At 72.8% G+C, this 18,917-nt stretch carries 14 protein-coding genes; 8 read left to right on the top strand and 6 right to left on the bottom strand.

Annotated elements, in window-relative coordinates; genetic code table 11:
• Positions 1 to 66: 66 nt before the first annotated feature.
• A complete protein-coding gene (locus ASD33_RS23610) occupies positions 67 to 996 on the top strand; it encodes a LysR family transcriptional regulator (RefSeq protein WP_056564000.1) in 930 nt (309 codons plus the stop codon).
• On the opposite strand, the gene ASD33_RS23615 is transcribed toward ASD33_RS23610, so the two are convergent.
• Together ASD33_RS23615 and ASD33_RS23620 are read right to left on the bottom strand one after the other, a co-directional pair.
• Positions 966 to 2,078: a winged helix DNA-binding domain-containing protein gene (locus tag ASD33_RS23615; protein WP_056564003.1), complete on the bottom strand. Its 1,113-nt coding sequence runs from the start codon at positions 2,076 to 2,078 to the stop codon at positions 966 to 968. The genes ASD33_RS23610 and ASD33_RS23615 overlap by 31 nt on opposite strands.
• Complete coding sequence (locus tag ASD33_RS23620) at positions 2,075 to 3,064, bottom strand: NADP-dependent oxidoreductase (protein WP_056564006.1); 990 nt, start codon at positions 3,062 to 3,064, stop codon at positions 2,075 to 2,077. The genes ASD33_RS23615 and ASD33_RS23620 overlap by 4 nt, the downstream gene beginning before the upstream one ends.
• 92 nt (positions 3,065 to 3,156) lie before the next feature.
• Between ASD33_RS23620 and ASD33_RS23625 the strand changes: the two genes are divergently transcribed.
• Positions 3,157 to 4,107 (top strand): YafY family protein, encoded by a 951-nt coding sequence (locus ASD33_RS23625; RefSeq protein ID WP_056564009.1) that lies wholly within the window; start codon positions 3,157 to 3,159, stop codon positions 4,105 to 4,107.
• A 101-nt stretch (positions 4,108 to 4,208) separates the two neighbouring features.
• Here the strand turns inward: ASD33_RS23625 and ASD33_RS23630 are convergent, their stop codons facing one another.
• The gene (locus ASD33_RS23630) at positions 4,209 to 5,909 is read right to left on the bottom strand and encodes a serine hydrolase domain-containing protein (protein WP_056564012.1); all 1,701 of its coding nucleotides are present in this window, start codon (positions 5,907 to 5,909) and stop codon (positions 4,209 to 4,211) included.
• A 133-nt stretch (positions 5,910 to 6,042) separates the two neighbouring features.
• Between ASD33_RS23630 and ASD33_RS23635 the strand changes: the two genes are divergently transcribed.
• Positions 6,043 to 7,155: a nitronate monooxygenase family protein gene (locus tag ASD33_RS23635; protein WP_056564016.1), complete on the top strand. Its 1,113-nt coding sequence runs from the start codon at positions 6,043 to 6,045 to the stop codon at positions 7,153 to 7,155.
• A complete protein-coding gene (locus ASD33_RS23640) occupies positions 7,152 to 8,723 on the top strand; it encodes an acyl-CoA synthetase (protein WP_056564019.1) in 1,572 nt (523 codons plus the stop codon). The genes ASD33_RS23635 and ASD33_RS23640 overlap by 4 nt, the downstream gene beginning before the upstream one ends.
• Positions 8,724 to 8,775: 52 nt before the next feature.
• On the opposite strand, the gene ASD33_RS23645 is transcribed toward ASD33_RS23640, so the two are convergent.
• Positions 8,776 to 9,780 (bottom strand): nitroreductase/quinone reductase family protein, encoded by a 1,005-nt coding sequence (locus tag ASD33_RS23645; protein WP_347232304.1) that lies wholly within the window; start codon positions 9,778 to 9,780, stop codon positions 8,776 to 8,778.
• 198 nt (positions 9,781 to 9,978) lie between these two features.
• Here ASD33_RS23645 and ASD33_RS23650 point away from each other — a divergent pair, with 198 nt between their 5' ends.
• Together ASD33_RS23650 and ASD33_RS23655 are read left to right on the top strand one after the other, a co-directional pair.
• Positions 9,979 to 10,383, top strand: a complete 405-nt coding sequence (locus ASD33_RS23650; protein WP_056564564.1) for a MarR family winged helix-turn-helix transcriptional regulator — start codon at positions 9,979 to 9,981, stop codon at positions 10,381 to 10,383.
• A gap of 42 nt (positions 10,384 to 10,425) precedes the next feature.
• A complete protein-coding gene (locus tag ASD33_RS23655; RefSeq protein ID WP_056564567.1) occupies positions 10,426 to 11,523 on the top strand; it encodes an ionic transporter y4hA in 1,098 nt (365 codons plus the stop codon).
• Positions 11,524 to 11,631: 108 nt separating this feature from the next.
• On the opposite strand, the gene ASD33_RS23660 is transcribed toward ASD33_RS23655, so the two are convergent.
• Positions 11,632 to 14,028: a penicillin acylase family protein gene (locus tag ASD33_RS23660; RefSeq protein WP_056564022.1), complete on the bottom strand. Its 2,397-nt coding sequence runs from the start codon at positions 14,026 to 14,028 to the stop codon at positions 11,632 to 11,634.
• 157 nt (positions 14,029 to 14,185) lie between these two features.
• On the opposite strand from ASD33_RS23660, the gene ASD33_RS23665 reads away from it, so the two are divergent.
• The gene (locus ASD33_RS23665) at positions 14,186 to 15,694 is read left to right on the top strand and encodes a fatty acyl-CoA synthetase (protein WP_056564024.1); all 1,509 of its coding nucleotides are present in this window, start codon (positions 14,186 to 14,188) and stop codon (positions 15,692 to 15,694) included.
• Between the two features lie 7 nt (positions 15,695 to 15,701).
• On the opposite strand, the gene ASD33_RS23670 is transcribed toward ASD33_RS23665, so the two are convergent.
• Positions 15,702 to 16,331 (bottom strand): hypothetical protein, encoded by a 630-nt coding sequence (locus ASD33_RS23670; RefSeq protein ID WP_242427238.1) that lies wholly within the window; start codon positions 16,329 to 16,331, stop codon positions 15,702 to 15,704.
• A gap of 254 nt (positions 16,332 to 16,585) precedes the next feature.
• Between ASD33_RS23670 and ASD33_RS36840 the strand changes: the two genes are divergently transcribed.
• Positions 16,586 to 18,859 (top strand): LAETG motif-containing sortase-dependent surface protein, encoded by a 2,274-nt coding sequence (locus ASD33_RS36840; protein WP_277922099.1) that lies wholly within the window; start codon positions 16,586 to 16,588, stop codon positions 18,857 to 18,859.
• Positions 18,860 to 18,917: the final 58 nt, after the last annotated feature.

The raw sequence follows: 18,917 nt of genomic DNA on the forward strand, positions 1-18,917 counted from the left end.
CCTCCGATCGCGCCCGTGGGGCCTGCCTCGGCCGAGGCAGGCCCCACGGCCTGCGAAAATGGGGGGATGATCGAAGCACGGCGGTTGCACATCCTCCGTGCGGTGGCCGACCACCGCACGGTCACGGCGGCGGCCGCCGCGCTGTACCTCACCCCCTCGGCCGTCTCCCAGCAGCTCACCGCCCTGGAGCAGGAGACCGGCCACCGCCTGGTGGACCGCAGCGCGCGCGGCGTGCGCCTCACTCCGGCCGGCGAGATCCTGCTCAGCCACGCCAACGCGGTCCTCGCCCAGCTGGAGCGCGCCGAGTCCGAACTCGCCGCCTACAGCTCCGGCGACGCCGGTACGGTCACGGTCGCCGCCTTCGCCACCGGCATCGGCCTCGTGGTGGCGCCCGCCCTCCGGGCCCTGGCCCGCACCGCGCCCGGCATCCGGGTCCGGGTCCGGGACGCCGAGGGCGACGAGAGCCTGCTGATGGTCCTGGACCGGCAGGTGGACGTGGCCGTCGCCGTCGAGTACCGGGGCGCGCCCGGCGAGGACGACGCCCGGCTCACCCGCCTCCCGCTCTACGCGGAACCGTTCGACGCGGTCCTGCCGCCCGGCCACCCGCTCGCCCGGGACGAGCGCGTCGCACTCGCGGACCTCGCCAAGGACACCTGGATCGGACAGTCCGCAGGCAACCCCTGCCACGACGTCACCGTCCTGGCCTGCGAGTACGCGGGCTTCGCCCCTCGGTTCGCGCATGTCTCCGACGACTTCCGCGCCGTCGTCGCCCTCGCGTCGGCCGCCGCCGGAGTGGCCCTGGTGCCGCGCTCGGCACTGCGAGGGACCGACCTCAGCGAGGTGGAGATCCGCCCGGTGGACGGGGTGGCACCCACCCGGCGGGTGTTCGCTGCGGTACGACGAGGGGCCGAGGAACACCCCCTGATCAGCCCCTTCCTCGCGGAACTGCGGACGGCGGCGGCCCCTCAGCCGGTCGTCCCGCCGATGTCCCCGTAGACCACCGTCCGCCCTCCCACGAACCGCAGCAGTGCGTCGGCCTCCTGCTCCAGCGCCGTCCGGTCGGCCGCGCCGAGCGGGCGGAACGGAGTCAGCCGGAGCGTTCCCGCGGCCAGGGACCACGTGCCGTGCACCCGCCCGTCCACCAGGAACGTGGGCAGCACCCTTGCCCGGCCCGGCATCACCCTCCGCCGGCCCTCGTCGCCGATGATCCGCGTGCGGTCGGCGTGACCGAGCAGGACGTTGTCGAAGGCGGGCAGCAGCCGTACGGGAGCGGGTGCCTCGGGATCGGGCAGCTCGGCGTCGGCCAGATCGAACAGCTCCCCGCCGTCGGGACCGGCGTACCGGCGCAGTGCGGCCCCCATCCCCGAGACGACCTCACCCAGTCGGGTCAACCCGCACCAGGCCTGGACGTCCATCACCCCGGCCGGGCCGAACGCGGCCAGATAGCGGCGGATCAACCCCGCCGCGGCGTCCTTCGGAGAGGACGGCGGGACCATGGGCCGCCCCAGCCAGACCTCGGCGGGCGTCACCGACACCGCCGACCGGTTGCCCCACGAACCCCAGGCTCCGGTCGGCACGTCGTGGACGAGCGGGGTGCGCAGCTCCACCTCCCCGGCCAGGATCCGGCCGTCGCGGCCCGGATGGCGCTCCGCGAGCCGCCGGGCCAGCTCCTTCCGCGACAGCGTCCCTCCCGCGAACCACCCGAGCCCCTCGGCCACCAGGGCCGCCGGGTCCGGGTCCGTCCTGTTCCGGGTGAAGTGCGTCGAGCCCGCCGTACGGTCCAGCACGGGCTGGAGCAGGGGACGCAGCCGGCGGAAGTCCTCGGACGCCGTCAGGTGCTGGGTACTGCGGAGCAGACCGGAGCGGACCACCCGCCGCTCGTCGAGGAGCGCGGTGAGCCCGGACGGCGTGAAACCGTCGATCCTGCTCCACAGCCCGACGTACGGCCAGTTGGGCTCCTGCGCCTGTAGCGCGACCAGCCGCCCGATCACCTCCAGGGGCGTGCGACCGGTGCGCCCCAGCAGGAACTGTCGTTCCAGCAGGGCCCGGTTCAGGGCCCGGCCGGAGAGCGCGGTCACGACAGCCGCACCGAGACGTTGCCCCGGTAGGCACCGTCGAGCAGTGAGAGGAACGCCTGCGGCACGTCCTCGATGCCCCCGTCGACCACGGTCTCCGGGTAGACGAAACGGCCCTCGCCCAGCCAGCGGCCGAAGTGCTCGCTCCAGGCCGCGACCTGCTCCGGCGTGTGGTGACAGGAGAACGGCAGCAGCTCGACGCCCCGGGCCTCCGCCTCTCCGCGGTCGGGCCGCGGGAAGCGCTGCGCCGCACCGCCCGGCTGACTCGACAGCGATCCGCACAGGGCGAACCGCGCTCCGGGCCGGGCCGCGCTCAGCGCGCCCCGGTACTGCTCGCCGCCGACCAGGTCGAAGAAGACCGTGATGCCGTCGGGCGCGAGTTCCGCGAGCCGGTCGGCCGTGGAACCGTCGTGGTAGTCGAACGCGGCGTCGTAGCCGAGCTCGTCCACCAGGTACGCGGCCTTCGCCGGGCTGCCCGCGCTGCCGATCACCCGTGCCGCGCCCAGGCACCTCGCGATCTGCCCGGCCAGCGAGCCGACCCCGCCCGCCGCACCGGAGACGAAGACCACGTCACCCTCGCCGACGCACGCCACCTCGGCCATTCCGTAGTACGCGGTCGGGCCCTGCGCGAGGTGGTGGCCGGGGTCGGGGAAGAGACCGGGGTCGAGCCTGCGGTACGCGCCTGCCGGGCCCGCCGAGTACTCGCTCCACCCGGTCATCGAATGGACCAGGTCCCCGGCCTCCAGGTGGGGGCTGTCGGACCGCACCACGGTCCCGATCGCCGCGAACCCCACCCGCTGCCCCGGCTGCCAGGCCGGGACCGGGAGGGTGCAGTCGGCCCGCATCAGCTCCAGGTAGGTCGCGGCGAGCCCGACGCGGTCGGTCCGCACCAGGACCTCGCCGTCGACCTCGGTCGTCGCGACGGTGAAGTCCTCGGGCGCGGGGGTGCCCGCGATCCGGGCGGTCAGCTGGATCTCACGGGTGATCATGTGTCGGTCCTTGCCTCGGTTGCGTCCGTCGGGATCGACTCTAGGGAGGCTTCCGGTCAGTTTCCGGCCGGAAGTCCGGGCAGGATGTCGGCATGGCGAACACCAGCTCACGGACCCTCGGACTGCTCTCGCTGCTGCAGACCCACCGGCACTGGTCGGGACCGGAACTGGCCGACCGGCTCGGGGTCTCCGAGCGGACGCTGCGGCGTGACGTCGAGCGGCTGCGCGAACTCGGCTATCCCGTCGGTGGCGCACGGGGCACCGACGGCGGCTACCAGCTCGCGCCCGGTGCCGTCCTGCCGCCGCTGCTGCTCGACGACGAGGAGGCGGTCGCCCTCGCGGTGGGGGTCGGCGACGCGGCGCAGAGCGGGATCGCGGGGATGGAGGAGGCGTCGCTGCGGGCGCTCACCAAACTGGTGCGGGTCCTGCCGCCCCGGCTGAGGGCCAGGGTGGACGCCCTGCGGGCCGTGACCCTCTCCGCCCGCACGTCCGGGCCGGTCGTCGGCGCGGAGGTGCTCACCGCCGTCGCCCAGGCCTGCCGCGACGAGGAGCGGCTGCGGTTCGGCTACACCGCCCGGGGTGCCGCACCCGCCGAGCGCGAGGTCGAACCGCACCGCGTCGTCGCCCTCGGCGGACGCTGGTACCTGGTCGCCTACGACCTGGGGCGGCACGACTGGCGCAGCTTCCGGCTCGACCGGCTGACCGGTCCGAGGGCGACCGGAGCGCGGTTCCGTCCCCGCGCGCTCCCGGCCGAGGACGCCGTGGCCTTCGTCCGGACCGCGAGCGGCGCCCCGGCTCCGTACACGGTCGAGGTCCTCGTCCACGGGCCCGCCGCCCGGGTACGGCAGGTCGTCGGCCACTGGGGCACGGTCGAGGAACTCGGTCAGGGGGACTGCCGGCTGACCATGACCTCGACGAGCCTCGACTGGCCGACGCAGGCGCTGGGGAACCTGGGCGCGGAGTTCGAGGTGCTGGGGCCGCCGGAGTTCGCCGCGCACGTACGGGAGTGGGGCGCGCGGTTCGTGCGGGGCGCGGGGGCCTGACCTCGCGCCCCGCACGAACCGAGGCCGCGCGGGCCCCGCCCCGACCTCGCCCGGCGGAAGGCGTCCGGTCCGCCCGCACCCTCCCTCGCCCCGCCGCCGCGTCAGTCCGCCGAGCGGACCCATCCCACCGCCTCGACCCGCGCGCCGTCCGCCGGGCGGGCCTCGTCGAAGCGCACGCGCCCCTCCGCGTCCAGGAGCCGCATCCCGTCCACGTACACCCCTCGGCCGACGTACCGCCCGACCGTCGCGTACCGCAAGCGGAGCCGTACGGGAGGGGCGAGCGGCCTCGGCACCTCGGCCGTCAGCCGGTGCCAGACCCGCCCCGACCAGCCGCCGACCGCCCCGGACGGATGCGACTCCGGCTCCCCTCCCGGACGTACGGTCTCGAACGGCAGCGGCTCCCAGGTCGTCCCTCCGTCCCGGGACGCTTCCAGGAGGACGGCGTCGGCGCCCGGCACCGTGTCCCACCACAGCGCGCACTCCCAGCGCGCCGCGCCCGGCACCGGGGGCAGGGTGAGCGTCCCGGTGGCGCCGGGCGTCATGCCCGAGAACCAGGCCGTGCCGCCCCCGGCCGGTCGTACGGGGACGGCCCTGGCCAGGTGGTTCGCGGCGGCGACGCGGGGCGCGGAACCGGAACGCCAGGAACGCACCGGGTGCACGGAGTTGCCGAGGACGACCAGGAACGTGTCGGTCGTCGGGTCGAGGACGAGACCGGTGCCGGTGAAGCCGGTGTGTCCGGCCGTCCGGGGCGTGGCCATCGCGCCCATGTACCAGTACTGCTGGAGCTCGAAGCCGAGTCCGTGCGCGTCGCCGGGGAAGGCGGTGTTGAAGTCGGTGAACATCAGCTCCACGGAGGCGGGGGAGAGGATGCGGGCCGGGCCGTACGCCCCGCCGTTGAGGAGGGTGCGGGCGAGGACCGCGAGGTCCCAGGCGCGGGAGAAGATTCCGGCGTGGCCCGCGACCCCGCCCAGGGCGTAGGCGTTCTCGTCGTGGACCTCGCCCCACACCATGCCCCGGTCGAGACCGGACCACGGTGGCCGGGCGTCCTCGGTGGCGGCGATCTCCGGCCGCCACGAGAGCGGTGGTCCGAACCGAGTGCGGTGCATCCCGAGCGGAGCAGTGATCTCGTCGTGGAGCAGGGTGTCCAGACCGAGACCGGTGATCTCCTCCAGGATCAGCTGGAGCGAGATCAGGTTCAGGTCCGAGTAGAGGTACGTGGATCCCGGCGCGTGCACCGGCCTCTCGTCCCACAGCAGCCGCAGCTTCCCCTCCCGTGTCGGCTCCCGGTACAGCGGGATCTCGGGCCGGAGCCCGGAGGTGTGGGTGAGCAGCTGCCGGACCGTCACGTCCCGCTTCCCGCCGCCGCCGAACTCCGGCAGGCGGTCGGTGACCCTCTCCTCCAGGCCGAGCGCCCCCCGTTCGAGCTGCTGCACGGCGAGGAGGGAGGTGAAGAGCTTGGAGACCGACGCCAGATCGAAGACGGTGTCCTCGGTCACCGGGATCCGTCGCTCCGACGGCAGCTCGACACCGGTGTCGGTCCCCTCGTCGTACGCCGCGTACCGCACGGCCGAGCCGATCGCCCGGTGCAGGGCGACGGTGCCGCCGCGCCCGGCGAGCAGGACGGCGCCCGCGTACCAGGGGTGGTCGGGGGAGGAGCCGAGATAGCGCTCGGCCTCCGCGACCAACAGGTCGAGGGGAGCGGACAGCAGCCCGGCCTCACGGGCGGACCCCCGCCGCAGCGTGGTCCGCCGAGGCTCGGCGCCGGCCCCGATCACCACCCACCCCACCTCCTCCCACGACATGCCTTCCCCCACCCTCCCTCACTCCCTGCGCCCCCGGAACCGCGACAGGCGGGCGTGCCTCCTCCGCAAAGAATCTGACGATGCATCAGAAAACCTCTTCCCTCCGGCGCGCCACTGCGGCATCCTGCCGCCCATGGAGACGGAGCTGAGTCGCACACTGGGGATCGAGCACGCCATCTTCGGCTTCACGCCCTTCCCCGCGGTCGCCGCCGCACTCACCAGAGCGGGCGGGTTCGGAGTCCTCGGCGCGGTCCGCTACACCGCGCCCGAGGACCTCGCCCGCGACCTCGACTGGATGCAGGAGCACACCGACGGCCTGCCCTACGGCCTCGACGTCGTGATGCCCGCCAAGAAGGCCGTCGAAGGGGTCGGCGAGGCCGAGATCGAGGCGATGATCCCCGAGGAACACCGGGCTTTCGTCCGCGCCACCCTCGCCAAGCACGGCGTGCCCGAGCTCGCCGAGGGCGAGGCCTCCGGCTGGCGGATCACCGGCTGGATGGAGCAGGTCGCCCGCAACCAGCTCGACGTGGCCTTCGACTACCCGATCAAACTCCTCGCCAACGCCCTCGGCTCCCCGCCGCCGGACGTCGTCGCCCGCGCCCACGACCACGGCGTCCTCGTCGCCGCCCTGGCCGGCAGCGCACGCCACGCCCGGCACCACGCCGAGGCCGGGATCGACGTCGTCGTCGCCCAGGGGTACGAGGCCGGCGGCCACACCGGCGAGATCGCCTCCATGGTCCTCACCCCCGAGGTCGTCGACGCCGTGTCCCCGCTGCCCGTGCTCGCCGCCGGCGGCATCGGCAGCGGCGAGCAGATCGCCGCCGGACTCGCCCTCGGCGCCCAGGGCGTGTGGCTGGGCTCGATCTGGCTCACCACCACCGAGGCCGAGCTGCACTCCCGGGCCCTGACCACCAAGCTGCTCGCCGCCGGTTCCGGTGACACGGTCCGCTCCCGCGCGCTCACGGGCAAGCCCGCCCGCCAGCTCCGCACCGAGTGGACGGACGCCTGGGACGACCCGGCCGGCCCCGGCCCGCTGCCCATGCCGCTCCAGGGTCTCCTGGTCGCCGAGGCCGTCTCCCGTATCCAGCGGTACGAGGTCGAACCGCTCCTCGGTACCCCCGTCGGCCAGATCGTCGGCCGGATGAACTCCGAGCGCAGCGTCCAGCAGGTCGTGGACGAGCTGACCCGGGGCTTCGAGAAGGCCGTCGACCGCATCAACCGGATCGCCGGACGGAGCGGGTCATGAGCGCGGGCACCGCGGCCGGGCGCCCGGCGCCCGGCGGGTTCTGGGCGCAGGCCGCCGCGGACCCCGGCCGTACGGTGCTGGTCGCTCCCGACGGCGAGGAATGGACCGCGGGCCGGCTGCACGCCGAGGCGAACCGGCTGGTCCACGGGCTGCGCGCCGCCGGTCTGCGACGCGGGGACGCCTTCGCCGTCGTCCTCCCCAACGGCCCCGAGTTCTTCACCGCCCACCTCGCCGCCACCCAGGCCGGGTTCTACCTGGTCCCCGTCAACCACCACTTCGTCGGTCCCGAGATCGCCTGGATCGTCGCCGACTCCGGCGCCAAGGCCCTGATCGCCCACGAGCGGTTCGCCGAGACGGTGACCGTCGCCGCCGACGAGGCCGGGCTCGCCGCGGACCGCCGGTACGCCGTCGGTACGATCGCCGGTTTCCGCCCGTATGCGGAACTGCTCGAAGGGCAGGACGCCGGCCCGCCGGCCGAACGCACCCTCGGCTGGGTCATGAACTACACCTCCGGCACCACCGGCCGCCCCCGGGGCATCCGCCGCCCGCTCCCGGGGAAGCTCCCGGAGGAGACCCATCTCGGCGGATTCCTCGGCATCTTCGGCATCCGGCCGGGAGACGGCAACGTCCATCTGGTCTGCTCGCCGCTCTACCACACGGCCGTGCTCCAGTTCGCCGCCGCCGCCCTGCACATCGGGCACCCCCTCGTCCTGATGGACCGGTGGGCGCCGGAGGAGATGCTGCGGCTGATCGACCGGTACGACTGCACCCACACGCACATGGTCCCCACCCAGTTCCACCGCCTGCTCGCGCTCCCGCAGGAGGTACGGGAGCGGTACGACGTGTCGTCGATGCGCCATGCCATCCACGGCGCCGCGCCGTGCCCCGAGCACGTCAAGCGGGCGATGATCGACTGGTGGGGCCGGTGCGTCGAGGAGTACTACGCGGCCAGCGAGGGCGGCGGCGCCTTCGCCACCGCCGAGGAGTGGCTGAAGAAGCCCGGCACGGTCGGCCGGGCCTGGCCGATCAGCGAACTCGCGGTCTTCGACGACGAGGGCGTACGGCTGCCGCCGGGCGAACTCGGCACCGTCTACCTGAAGATGAACACCGGCGGCTTCCAGTACCACAAGGACGAGGCCAAGACGGCGAAGAACCGCATCGGCGACTTCTTCACCGTGGGGGACCTCGGAGTCCTCGACGAGGACGGCTACCTCTTCCTCCGCGACCGCAAGATCGACATGATCATCTCCGGTGGGGTCAACATCTACCCGGCCGAGATCGAGGCCGCGCTGCTCGCCCACCCCGCGGTCGCGGACGCCGCCGCCTTCGGCATTCCGCACGCCGACTGGGGCGAGGAGGTCAAGGCGGTCGTCGAGGCGGCCGAGGGGTACGAGCCCGGCCCCGCGCTCGCCGCCGGGATCCTGGCCCACTGCGCGGACCGCCTCGCCGGCTTCAAGCGCCCCAAGTCGGTCGACTTCGTGGATCTGATGCCCCGCGACCCGAACGGCAAGCTGTACAAGCGACGCCTGCGCGACCCGTACTGGGAGGGCCACGAGCGTCCGCTGTAGCGCGCAGGTACCGGTGACGCGCACGCCGTCGCCTCCCGGCTAGGGCCTGTCGTCAAACTCCTGTCGTTGCCCGAAGGGCGGCCCCGCGGCGTCTGGTGCGTGCTCTCGGTGTGCCGGGTGGAAGCCCTCGTACTGGACCGTACTTGGGCTTTCGCCCGGTGCGGCGAGAGTGCGTGCCAGGCGTCGTGGGGCAGACGGGAGTTTGACGACAGGCCCTAGCGCGGCTCCGGGGCCAGGGCCGAAGGAGCTGGGACTCCTCGTAGGCGAAGTGGTCCTCCAGGGCCGTCGCCAGGCGGTCGACCTCGGTGCGCAGGGTCTCCGGGGCGGCGCCGGAGGTCAGCAGGGCTTCCAGTTCGTCGACCGTGCGGGCGACCACCCGGTGCTCCCGGCGCATCCGGTCCAGGGAGTCGGCGAGTTCCGGGAACTGCCGCTCCAGGAGGTCGAAGACGCCGTCCTCGTTGTGGTGGTGGGCGTGGAGCGCGCCGCAGAACGTGAGGCAGTGGCGGGCCAGCTGCCGCCCGAGGGCGGGCGCCGGGGAGCCCAGGCCCTCGCGGAGCGCGGCGAGTTCGGCGCGGAGTTCGTCGTGCACCGTGACCAGGTGGGCGGCGACGGCCCGGTGTCGCGCGGGGTCCGTGAGGTCCAGGCGGTGGAGGGCGACGACGGGGATGACCCGGTCGGTGCCGGCCTGATAGGCGGCGAACGCCGGATCCCGGCCGCACTGTTCCTCGTACAGCCGGTCCCGTTCCTCGCCCTCCGTCACCGCGGCCCTCGCCGCGAAGCGCTCGACGGTCCCTTCCGGGGTGCCGAGTTCGACGGTCACGTGCGCGTCGGCGCGGAGGTTGTGGAACCAGGCCGGGTGCTTCGGTCCGCCGGCGTTCGACGCGAAGACCAGGAGCCGGGCTCCGTCCCGTACGAAGACGGCGGGATGGGTGTGGGGCCGTCCGCTGCGGGCGCCGGTCGTGGTGAGGAGAAGCAGGGAGGCCCCCTCGAACATCCCGCCGACGCGACCGCCGTCGGCGCGGAACTCCTCGATGACCCGCTGATTGAAATCGGACATGACGGTGCCCTTCGGTAGCATCGATCACGACAGATCTATTTGCTTTGAAAGCAAAGCTAAATCGGAGGGTGCAGGGTGTCAACCGCACACGAGGGGGACCGGCGTGCCGGAGGGCCGGACACCGGAGGGCCGGATGCGGAAGGGTCGGGCATCGAAGGGCCCGGCCTCGACGACGCCGTCCGTACGCTGCTGCTGCTCATGCCCCGGATGGTCGGGCGGGTCAAGCGCATCAGGATCCCCGACGAGCTGCAGTCCCTCACCCTCGCGCCGCGCCATCTCTCCCTCCTCGCCTACCTGCTCTTCGACGGGCCGCTCGGCGTCAACGAGCTCGCGGCCCGGTTGGAGGTCGCCCCGACCACCGTCAGCCTGATGGTCGGCGATCTCGCCAAGCAGGGAGTCCTGGAGCGGACCGAGGACCCCGCCGACCGGCGGCGGAAGATCGTCTCGATCGCCGAGGTCCACCGCCCCGCGATCGACGGCTGGCTCGGTCGCAGCGCCGGCGCCTGGCGGGCGGCCCTCGCGCCCCTCGGCCCGGCCGAACGCAGGATGTTCGTCGAGACCCTCGCCGCGTACGAGCACGGTCTCGCCGACCACGACGACTGAACGGAAACGGGCGAAAGCCCTCTTTGTGGCAGGATGCGGATCATGAGTTCGAGCACGGCGTCAATCACACGCGAGTGGACCACCTGGGGGCCGGTGGTGGCGGCGCTTGCACTTGTCGCGGCCTGGGGGCGCGACCTCCCCGGCTTCGCCGTCGGGCTCATCGCGCTCTGTCTGATCGCCGCCGTTCTCGCCGCCGTCCACCACGCCGAGGTCATCGCCCACCGGGTGGGCGAACCGTACGGCTCGCTCGTCCTCGCCGTGGCCGTCACCGTCATCGAGGTCGGACTCATCGTCTCGCTGATGGTGGGAGGCGGCGAGAAGACCTCGACCTACGCCCGTGACACCGTCTTCGCCGCCGTCATGATCACCTGCAACGGCATCGTCGGTCTCTCCCTCCTCGTCGGCGCGCTCCGCAACCGCGTCGCCGTCTTCAACGCGGAGGGCTCCGGCGGCGCGCTCGCCACCGTCTGCACCCTGGCCACGATGACGCTGGTCCTGCCGACCTTCACCACCAGCCACCAGGGCCCCGAGTTCTCCGGCGTCCAGCTCGCCTTCGCCGCCGTCGCCTCCATCTGCCTGTACGGCGTGTTCGTCGGAGTCCAGACCGTCCGGCACCGGGACTACTTCCTCCCCGTGCCGCGTCCCGGCCACGAGTCGGAGGACGACCACGCGGACCCGCCGACCCGGCGTGACGCCTGGACCAGCCTCGGTCTCCTCGTGGTCGCCCTCGTCGCCGTCGTCGGCAACGCCAAGCTGATCTCCCCGACGATCGAGGACGGCGTGCAGTCGGCGGGCCTGCCCAAGGCGGTCGTCGGTGTCGTGATCGCCCTGCTCGTGCTGCTCCCCGAGACCCTCGCCGCCGTCCGCGCGGCCCGCAGGGACCGCGTCCAGACCAGCCTCAACCTCGCCTACGGCTCCGCCATCGCCAGCATCGGACTGACGATCCCGGCCATCGCGCTCGCCTCGATCTGGCTCTCCGGGCCCCTGGTGCTGGGCCTCGGCCCGCTCCACATGGTCCTGCTCGTCCTCACCGGTGTGGTGAGCGCCCTGACCGTGGTGCCCGGACGGGCCACCCTCCTCCAGGGCGGCGTCCATCTCGCGATCTTCGCCGCCTTCGTCTTCCTGTCGTTCAGCCCGTGACGGATCAGCTCAGCCCGTGACGGACCCCCTCAGCCGGCGACGGATCCGCTCAGCCCGTGACGGATCCGTCCTGCCGGCGACGGATCCGTCAGGCCTCTGCCCGACCTTTCAGCCCCTGACGACCACCACCCGCAGGGCCGGCGAGCGCAGGATGTCCTTCTCGCAGAACCGGGAGGTCACCCAGCGCTCGGCCCCGTACAGCCGGGTCTGGTCGCTGTAGTGCGGCGACGCCGGGTTCGACGACTGGGAGTACGAGAGCAGGGTGCGGGCCACCGGGCACCGCCCGCCGTCCCAGCCCACCGCCTGCACATGGCTGGTGCCGTGCGCGACCTCCACGTAGCCGCCGCCCGCCGCGTTCCACACGGGCTCGGCCTTGTTCCAGATGCCCAGCGACTCGGTGCCGCCGCTCACTGGGATCCGTTCCCCGTTCCGTACGACGAACTGGTGGGCGCCGAGCGGCGCGTCCAGCGCGATGCCCGCCGTCCGCAGCTCCGCCACCGCGTCGGCGAGCGCCTTCGCGAAGCCCGGGGCCGCGGTGTTCACGGTGTGCGGGGTACGGACCGGGTCGGCGGGCGAGAACGGCACCAGCCACTGCTGCGCCGGCGGCACCGTCGCCGTGAACTTCCGCCAGAACCGGTCGAAGAGCAGCGCCCCCCGGCTGTCGGTGTTCACCGTGCGGTCCCAGGCACCGATCACCCGGCAGGCCTCGGTGTCGTCCGGCAGCGCCTCGGGGCAGGCCCGCGCCACGTCCGCCGCCGCCAGGTCACCGGCAGGCGCCCGGTTGGCGAACTGCTGCCGCTGGAGGTCGGCGACCGTCAGACCGCCGCGCGCCGCCATCGCCGACACGTCCTCGACGCCGCCCCGGGTACGCAGCGAACGCGGTGTCGCGACCGCCCCGAAGATCCGCTCGTAGCCGGTCAGCGGCCGCTCCGCGTTGGCGAGCCAGGCGCTGTCGTTGGAGTTCTCCACGTACGGGGTGTCCCGCAGCAGCGGCATCTTCGCCGGGCCGAAGACGCCCGGCTGCACCGCGTCCGGGTCGGAGCCCGGCGCGCAGTCCGACCGGGAACCGTCGAGCACCGCGACGCCCGAGGCCGGATACGTGGCCCGGCCGAGCGGCGTGGAGCAGCGCGCGGCGAGCTCGTCGGTGATCCGGGGGAGCACCTGCGACTGGGTGAAGAGGGAGTGGCCCGCCGAGTCCGCCGCGATCGTGTTGACCCAGGGGAGCCCCTGGGTGCGCTTCAGGGTGTCGGCGATGTCCTGCGTGGACCGCGCCCTGCCGAAGCCGAGCGCGGTGTCGGAGCCGCGCAGGTTGGCCGCGTTGGGGTCGTTGAGCGCGTACGCCGTGGTCGCGGTCCACGGCAGCGGGAGCTGGGGGCCGAGTCCGCCGACGACCGGGCCGTACCGGGTCCACCACTGCGTACGGGAGACGGGCGCGCCGCCCTTGACCGGCACCGTCACCTGACGCGCGGTCATCCGCTCCGGCCGGCCGTCCACCAGGTACGAGGTCGGGTCGCCCGGGGCGAGCGTCAGCTGGTGCAGGTTGAGCGGGACGCCGGTGGCGACGGTGTGGCTCCAGGCCACCTTGTCGTTGAAGCCGATGTTGACGACGGTCGTGCCGAGGAGCGAGGCGCCGGAGACGTTCAGCTCGCCCGGGATGGTCTGCTGCGACTGCCAGAAACGGCGGCCGCCCTGCCAGGGGTAGTGCGGGTTGCCCAGGAGGAGACCGTGTCCGTTCGCGGTCGTGGCGCCGGAGAACGCGACGGCGTTGGAGCCCATGGTGGCGTTCTCGGGCGCGAACAGCGCGCGGGCGGCCTCGGCCGCCCGGTCCGGGTCGGGGATCTCCTGCGCGGCGCCCGCACGCGCGGCGGGGGCGGCCGGCGGCCGGGCGGCGGTGATGCCGTCGACGGCCCGGCCCTGGCCGCCGAGCACGGACACGGCGAAGCCGCGCCGGGCCACGTCGAGCGCGGTCACCGGACGGACCCAGTCGGCCCCCGCACAGGCCGGGTCAGTGATCCGGTTCTTCCGCAGCCAGGCGTTGTAGCCGGCCGCCCAGCCCCGCATGAGTTCCTTGAGGTCGCGGCTCGGCCCGGCCGGAGCCGGGGTCCGCAGCAGCTCCTCGACCGTCCCGGCGTCCCTGACGCCGCGGAAGTACAGGTCGCTGGAGAGGTTCGTGGTGGCGGAGGAGAGCGAGCCGTCCGGGGCGGCGTCCGGGCCGAAGGCACCGGAGCGCTCGCCGTTCACGGTGAGGAAGCCGTCCGCGAGGGTGCACACCTGGTCGGCGGCCTGGGCCCAGCCCGTGCCGAAACCGAGGTTCGCGTAGTCCTTGGCCACGATGTGCGGGATGCCGTACTCGGTGTACCGGATGACGGCCGAAAGGCCCCGGTCGGACGGGTGGTGGTCCCGGCCCCCGGAGTCGGCGACGGCGGCGCCGGGCAGCGTGGCGGTGACCACGGCGAGGGCGGCCCCGGCGAGCGCGAGGTGTTTCAGGCGGGTGCGGAGGTGCAACGTGCCTCCCAACGGAAGGATGATTCCTGCGAGTCGGACCATGCACGCAGCCGCGCCCCCCGCTTGTCAACATGCCGTTCGGTATCCGAGGTCCGGGCATGTGCGGCGCGCCGCAAGGTACTTGACCTCCCGCACGGTGCGAGCCGAGGATCACCGCATGGATCGACTCCTCAGCCGCGCCGTCGACGGTGTCCTGCGCACGACCGCCCAGCGGGTACCCGACCGGATCGCCGTCCGGTACGCCGACCGGACCTGGACGTACGCGGAGCTGGACGCCGCCGTCTCCACCGCCGCCGCCGTCCTGCGGGAGGCGCACCACGGCCACGCCCTGCCGGACGCGGCCCGGGTCGCGACCTACGGCCACAACTCGGACGCGTACCTGATCGCGTTCCTGGCCTGCTCCCGGGCCGGACTGATCCACGTCCCGGTCAACCACCACCTGACCGGCGACGACCTCGCGTACCTCCTGGAGCAGTCGGACAGCGCGCTCGTCCTCGCCGATCCCGCCCTGGCGGACCGCGTCCCCGAGGGCTTCCCGGTCAGGGCGCTGCGCGACGCGCCCGGTTCGCTCCTCGACGCGCTCGCCGCACCGGAGGCGTACGACACCGACCGCGACGCCCGCGAGTACGTCCAGCTGCTCTACACCTCGGGCACCACCGCCCTGCCCAAGGGCGCGACGATGACCCACCGGGCGCTCGTCCACGAGTACGCGAGCGCGATCGAGGCCCTCGATCTGAGCGAGGACGACCGGCCGGTCCACGCGCTGCCGCTCTACCACTCGGCGCAGATGCACGTCTTCCTGCTGCCCTACCTCGCCGTCGGCGCCGAGAACACCATCGTCGACGGACCCGACCCCGCCGTCCTCTTCGACCTGATCGAGGCGGGGCGCGCCGACAGCCTCTTCGCCCCGCCGACCGTCTGGATCGGCCTCGCCAACCACCCCGGCTTCGCGAGCCGCGACCTGTCGGCGCTCCGCAAGGCCTACTACGGGGCCTCGATCATGCCCGTCCCCGTCCTGGAACGGCTGCGCGCCCGCCTCCCCGCACTCGCCTTCTACAACTGCTTCGGCCAGTCGGAGATCGGCCCGCTCGCCACCGTCCTCGGCCCCGACGAGCACGAGGGCCGGATGGACTCCTGCGGCCGTCCCGTCCGGCACGTCGAGGCGCGGGTCGTCGGCGAGGACGGGGAGGACGTGCCCGACGGCACGCCCGGCGAGATCGTGTACCGCTCACCGCAGCTGTGCGACGGCTACTGGCGCAAGCCCGAGGAGACGAAGGAGGCCTTCCGGGACGGCTGGTTCCACTCGGGCGACCTCGCCGTCCGCGACGCCGAGGGCTACCTCACGATCGTCGACCGGGTGAAGGACGTCATCAACTCCGGGGGAGTCCTGGTCGCCTCCCGCCAGGTCGAGGACGCGCTCTACACCCACCCGGGCGTCGCCGAGGTGGCCGTGATCGGCCTCCCCGACGAGCGCTGGATCGAGGCGGTCACGGCGGTGGTCGTCGCGCGCGGAGACGTCACCGAGGCGGAACTCCTCGCCCACGCGCGCGAGAACCTGCCGCACTTCAAGGCCCCGAAGCGGGTCCACTTCGTCCCGGAACTGCCGCGCAACGCGAGCGGCAAGATCCTCAAGCGGGAGCTCCGCGACCGCCTGGCGGAGGCCTGACACGACGTCACTCCCCGCCCTGCTCCTCGGCGCCGGGCTCGTGGTCGTCCAGTTCACCGCGCAGGGAGCCCGGTCCGGCCGCGGGTCCCTCCCTGAGGAGGGTGAGGAAGCTGCTCAGGGGGTGGTGCCGGGGGCGGGCGTCGTACTCGATGCCCTCCGGGTCCCGGTACGCGTCCAGGCGCGCGAAGGGCACGATCACATAGGGGCGTGCGGACCACGGGTGGGTGGCGACGGGATCGGGGTCCATGCGCCACTCGGTGCCACGGGTGTGGTTGTGGACCTCGCCGACGTACCAGCAGGCGACCTGGACCAGCGGGGTGTGTTCGCGGGCGAACAGGTCCTCGGCCGAGGTCACGTGTTCGCGGACGAGGGCTTCGACGCGGTCGAGCGTACGCTCGCCGAAGTCCCATCCGCCGCCGTGGTCGCGGCTCCAGCCGTCGAAGCGGCCCCGCTGCTCGGAGAGCCACGCCGTCAGCCGGGGGTTGTCGGCGTGCGCCTCGTCGATACGCCGGGTGACGGCGTGCTCGTCCTCGTCCTCGTACGCGTCGCCCTCGTCCCCTCCCTCGTACGCGTCCTCCGCCGCGTACGCGTACGTGTCCGCGCTCTTGTCCTCGGGGTCCCGGATTTCATCGCTCACAGCAGCTAATCCTAGTCCTCGATGTGGCCGTAAGGATCGCGAATCTGCACGGAGTTGACACACGACGCGCCGAAGAATCCAGGTTGCGGTGGCAAAGCTGCGCCCTAGGATCGGAGCGCTTGTGCGGCGCCCACATGAGCTTCGGGGGCCCTGGCGTCACACAGCCGGAAATCCGACCCGTGGGGCTCCCGGGGGAAAGCACTGTGAAGCCAGCACGAATAGCGCGCCGCCGGCGTGCGCTCAGGAACAGCCTGATGGCGCTCGCCTGTGCCGTCGTCGTCACCGTCACGGGGCAGCCGGTCACCGGGGTGGCCGAGGCCGCGCCGGCGCCGAAGCTGAAGCCGGGCAAGCGCTGCGACCAGATGTACGGGGTGAAGAACGTCCCCACCGGCGGCCTGCCCCAGGGGGACGCCTCCCGTGCGGTGGACCGCTGGGACACGTACGACTACACCAATCCCGGTCTCCAGTTCGACGGCCTCGATCCCACCCCGGCCGAACTGAACGCGGCGGGGACCGACTACAAGAAGTACGACCACAGCGATCCGCGGCGCATCTATGCCCGGTTCAACGCGCAGAAGCGGTGGACGAGCTTCGGCGACTACCTGTCGAAGGTCTACATCCCGAACCAGGGCTACGACGCCCGCGGCAAGGCCTTCATGGCGAAGGTCGTCCGCGAGATGGGTCTGACCGGCCCGGACTGGATCTGCGAGAAGGAGTTCTACTTCACGGACCCCGACACCGGCGAACGCCATCTGCGCCGGCTCGACGCGTACAACAAGCGCTCCCGGGAGATCGTGGAGGTCAAGTCCAACGGCAGCCCCGACGGCCGGGAGAAGCCCGCGGACCGGGCATGGGCCAGGAACAGCGGCTGGCGCTCGTACAAGTACACCTACGTGTTCGCGGAGAACCAGACCCGTGACGCCAAGAACTTCATGAAGGAACTGAAGGACAGCGCGGGCAAGGACACCCTCGGCCGTGACCGGGTCCGCTCGTACGACTACCAGTCGCACCACAAGGGAGTGCCGCCCAAGGGCACCGAGAACGGTCCCTACCGCGCCAACAGCACGACGATGTCGCCGGGCAACGGCACGTCCACCGGCTCCCGGGGCTCCGGCAACCAGGTGATCAGGCAGTCCCCGCCGAACCCGCAGACCCTCAAGGAACAGCTCGACCGGCTGGGCAGGACCGGGGAGCGGTCCTTGATGAACCGCGGCCTCGGCGGCATCGACTTCACCACGCTCGACCTGCGGTACATCGGGAAGAGCAAGAGCGGCAAGGGCCTGGACTACGCCTTCTCCGCCAAGTCGGTGGAGGACGAGTACGCGGCCGGGTGGGGCGGGCAGGAGAAGGGCGGCCTGATCTCCGACGCGTTCTTCACCTGGCTCGCCCTCGACCCGTCCACGTTCTGGGTGAACCTCAACCCGGACGAGCCGAACCGCATCATCGACGCGGACTTCGGCAGGACCGACGCCGGGCGGGTGCTCCTGGAGGCGGACCTGGAGCTGAAGCACGACATCTTCAAGGCCATGGACCCGGAGACGGACGCCGGCCGTGACTTCATGAACGCCCTGCCCAAGCGCGACGGCTTCCCCTGCTGGGCCGGATTCCGCTACTGGATAGAGCCGGAGACCGCGGTCGTGCGCGAGCAGGACGGCGGCATCCACATCCTCGACACCCCGCTGAAGCTGTCCACGGTGCCGCAGGAGACCACCACGCGGCCGCCCGGCGGGAAGGGCTGTGACCTCACCGAGGCGGAGACGCAGCAGTCCGACCGCGTGCTCGACCGGTACATCACCCCGCTGGTCGCGAAGAAGGTCAACGACGACGCCTCCTACGCCGACCTGCGCCGGGTCTACACCGCCCGGGTCGCCGCCGAGTGGGTCCGGCAGAACGCCGCCGACATGCCCGCCGAGTACCGGAAGATCATCAACAGCAACGACGTGAAGCGCTGGCCGCTGCGCGCTCCCCACCAGGACTGGACCGGCAAGCAGGTCTGGGACCGCTACTACAAGGCCTTCACCGAGGGCACGTTCACGTACAAGTGGTCCAACGGCGAGGACGTCTCCGTCTACACCGTGGGCGGAGTCGACTTCTCCAAGCAGCCCAAGACCAACATGAACCCGCTGCGCTTCCGCACCGAGCAGCGCTACAAGCCCCGTACGGTCGGCTTCGCGGTCGACACCATCGCCGACGACCCGAACAAGGCGGGCTATCTGATGTTCGGCGGCAACAGCGCCGGACACTCCGAGAGCGGCACCCCCACCCCCACGCCGACCCCCACGGGTGAGCCGACCCCGAGCCCGACGGGTCCGGGGAAGCCGACCACGGCACCGACGGATCCGGCGCCCACGGGCAGCGAGTCCCCGCAGGTCACGACGCCGCCCGGCCCGAAGGACCCCGACGGTGACCTCGCCGAGACCGGCAGCAGCACGCCGTTCGGCCTGATCGGCGGCATCGCGGCGGTCGCGATCGTCGCGGGTGGGGCACTGGTCTGGTGGCGCCGTCGCAAGGCGAGCACCAGGAACTGACAGGCACGGCACGGCACTCGTAGAGCATGAGGGGCCCTTCCCGTACGGAACCCGGACC

This window comes from Streptomyces sp. Root1304, assembly GCF_001426405.1.
Classification (GTDB): domain Bacteria; phylum Actinomycetota; class Actinomycetes; order Streptomycetales; family Streptomycetaceae; genus Streptomyces.

Bases quoted from the DNA above. Each gene is read 5' to 3' on its own strand.
- ASD33_RS23610 (WP_056564000.1), top strand. From the start codon at position 67: ATGATCGAAGCACGGCGGTTGCACATCCTCCGTGCGGTGGCCGACCAC.
- ASD33_RS23650 (WP_056564564.1), top strand. From the start codon at position 9,979: ATGCCCCGGATGGTCGGGCGGGTCAAGCGCATCAGGATCCCCGACGAG.
- ASD33_RS23655 (WP_056564567.1), top strand. From the start codon at position 10,426: ATGAGTTCGAGCACGGCGTCAATCACACGCGAGTGGACCACCTGGGGG.
- ASD33_RS36840 (WP_277922099.1), top strand. From the start codon at position 16,586: ATGGCGCTCGCCTGTGCCGTCGTCGTCACCGTCACGGGGCAGCCGGTC.
- ASD33_RS23665 (WP_056564024.1), top strand. From the start codon at position 14,186: ATGGATCGACTCCTCAGCCGCGCCGTCGACGGTGTCCTGCGCACGACC.
- ASD33_RS23640 (WP_056564019.1), top strand. From the start codon at position 7,152: ATGAGCGCGGGCACCGCGGCCGGGCGCCCGGCGCCCGGCGGGTTCTGG.
- ASD33_RS23635 (WP_056564016.1), top strand. From the start codon at position 6,043: ATGGAGACGGAGCTGAGTCGCACACTGGGGATCGAGCACGCCATCTTC.
- ASD33_RS23645 (WP_347232304.1), bottom strand. From the start codon at position 9,780: ATGTCCGATTTCAATCAGCGGGTCATCGAGGAGTTCCGCGCCGACGGC.
- ASD33_RS23630 (WP_056564012.1), bottom strand. From the start codon at position 5,909: ATGTCGTGGGAGGAGGTGGGGTGGGTGGTGATCGGGGCCGGCGCCGAG.
- ASD33_RS23620 (WP_056564006.1), bottom strand. From the start codon at position 3,064: ATGATCACCCGTGAGATCCAGCTGACCGCCCGGATCGCGGGCACCCCC.
- ASD33_RS23625 (WP_056564009.1), top strand. From the start codon at position 3,157: ATGGCGAACACCAGCTCACGGACCCTCGGACTGCTCTCGCTGCTGCAG.